3 protein-coding genes are annotated in these 1989 nt (G+C 64.1%); all 3 read left to right on the top strand.

What is annotated here, in order from left to right; all coding sequences use genetic code 11:
• Nucleotides 1-250: 250 nt before the first annotated feature.
• The 3 genes from CWO89_RS43650 to CWO89_RS49330 all read left to right on the top strand — a co-directional run bounded on the left by CWO89_RS43650 (nucleotide 251) and on the right by CWO89_RS49330 (nucleotide 1892).
• Nucleotides 251-940, top strand: coding sequence for an SDR family NAD(P)-dependent oxidoreductase (locus tag CWO89_RS43650; RefSeq protein ID WP_130584326.1), 690 nt, complete (start codon nucleotides 251-253; stop codon nucleotides 938-940).
• Between the two features lie 84 nt (nucleotides 941-1024).
• Complete coding sequence (locus CWO89_RS49335; protein WP_349644945.1) at nucleotides 1025-1564, top strand: NAD(P)H-binding protein; 540 nt, start codon at nucleotides 1025-1027, stop codon at nucleotides 1562-1564.
• Nucleotides 1539-1892 carry a Rossmann-fold NAD(P)-binding domain-containing protein gene (locus CWO89_RS49330; RefSeq protein ID WP_349644944.1) on the top strand — a complete coding sequence of 118 codons (354 nt, stop codon included), beginning with the start codon at nucleotides 1539-1541 and terminating at the stop codon, nucleotides 1890-1892. Before CWO89_RS49335 ends, CWO89_RS49330 begins: the two co-directional genes overlap by 26 nt.
• Nucleotides 1893-1989 lie beyond the last annotated feature (97 nt).

Here is a 1989-nt window from a genome sequence, read left to right as displayed (position 1 = left end):
AAGCTTGAATTTCGGGTGAGGGGGAGCTTCCGCGAGTCCGTCTGTCACCGTGTTCGCGGAGAGAGCCCCTCACCCCAACCCTCTCAGAGCGAGCTCTGCTCGTCTCGGCCCCGTAAGAACGGGGAGAGGGAGGCAGCCCTTTGCTGATTTTCGGTCACCAGTCATCTGACATATCCGCACTGGGATCATCAGTGTCGAGGTGAAAGAGTCCATCCCGTCGGATCAAACGATCTCGGAAAGGACCTCTCTTTTGGCAACCAGGAAAACCGTTCTCATCATCGGCGCCTCCCGCGGACTTGGTCTTGCGCTGGTCGGGCAATATTGCGGCCGCGACTACCAGGTGACCGCCACGGTGCGTACCCCGTCGAAAGCGCTGGACGATCTTGCCGTGCGCTTTCCCGTAAGCCTCGAGATCGAAACCGTCGACACCACCGATCCGGCCTCCATCAAGGCGCTGAAGGGGCGCCTCGGGAGTCGCATCATCGACACCTTGCTCGTCAATGCAGGCATCTGCCTCGCGCGCGAGAACACGCCGATCGATGCTGATGTCGAGGACTTCGTCGCCATGATGGTGACCAACGCGCTGTCGCCGATGCGCGTGGTCGAGACCTTCGAGGACCAGGTGCCGCCGCGCGGCATCATCGCGGTGATGTCGTCCGAACTCGGCAGCATCGCCGCCAATCGCGGCTTCTGGGAGCTCTACAGCGCGAGCAAGGCCGCGCTCAACATGCTGATGAAGTGCTTCAGCCAGCGGCATTCCGGTGACCCGCGCGCGATGCTCTTGATCGCACCGGGATGGGTGCGGACCGAAATGGGCGGCAGCGAAGCAATACTCTCGATCGACGAAAGCACCACGCCGGTCGTAACCGCAGTAGAAGCCCGCGCCGGCAAGCCCGGCCTGAAGTTCATCAATCGACACGGCGACAGGCTGCCCTGGTAGCCGCCTCCATGCAACCACGTAGCCCGGGTGAAGCCAACGGGTCGCTCGGCCGGCGGCGCTCATATCAGGCAAAAGGAGAGAGACATGTACACCGTCATGGGAGTCACGGGAAAAGTCGGCGGGGCCACCGCTCGCGCCCTGCTCGCACAAGGCAAGCGACCGCGCGTCGTCGTGCGGCATCGCGCCAAGGGCGAGAGCTGGGCCGCGCAGGGCTGCGAGGTCGCGATCGCCGATCTCGATGATGCCGAAGCACTCGGCCGCGCCTTCGAGGGCGCGGAAGCCGCGTTTGTGATGCTGCCGCCGCTGTTCGATCCCTCGCCCGATTGGCGCGAGGCTAGAGCGATGATCGATACGCTGCGCGCGGCGCTGACACGCGGCGCGCCCAAACGCGTGGTGGCGCTCTCGACGATCGGCGCCGATGCCGAGCGGTCGAACCTGCTCAGCCAGCTCGGCCTGCTCGAACGCGCGCTGTCGACGCTCGCCATGCCGGTGACCTTCCTTCGCGCCGTTCATGGAGAATGCGGCAATCGATCTCGCCTCAGCCCGGGATCACGGCGTCATCAGAAGCTATCTGCAACCGCTCGATCGTGCGGTGCCGATGATCGCCACCGCCGATATCGGTAACGCCATCGCCGATCTGTTGCAGCAGCAGTGGAGCGGCACTCGCATCGTCGAGCTCGAAGCTGCAGAGCGCGTCAGCCCCGCAGCTATCGCAGCGGCGTTCTCCAGGGCGCTCGGCAAGCCAGTCAGGGCTGAAGCCGTGCCGCGCGAACAATGGGAGGCGATCTTTCGGGAGCAGGGCATGCATAACCCCCTGCCGAGAATGCAGATGATCGACGGCTTCAACCAGGGTTGGATCGATTTTGCCGACAAAGGTGCCAATGCCTGCAAAGGCTCGGTGTCGATCGAGGCTGCGATCGCCGCGCTCGTGGAGGGCAATACCTCGGCATGAGCTATCCGTCATTGCGAGCCACCGGGTCGGCGCTACCGCGCCGACCCGGTGGCTCGCAATGACGATGTGGAGACAATGGGTGCGACAAATCAACCCG

It is taken from the genome of Bradyrhizobium sp. Leo170 (assembly GCF_004296405.1).
Classification (GTDB): Bacteria; Pseudomonadota; Alphaproteobacteria; order Rhizobiales; family Xanthobacteraceae; genus Bradyrhizobium.
This window is presented reverse-complemented; position numbering and strand designations above follow the sequence as displayed.

What these genes read in the sequence shown, in the direction of transcription:
- CWO89_RS49335 (WP_349644945.1), top strand. Translation starts at nt 1,025, where the DNA reads ATGTACACCGTCATGGGAGTCACGGGAAAAGTCGGCGGGGCCACCGCT.
- CWO89_RS49330 (WP_349644944.1), top strand. Translation starts at nt 1,539, where the DNA reads ATGATCGCCACCGCCGATATCGGTAACGCCATCGCCGATCTGTTGCAG.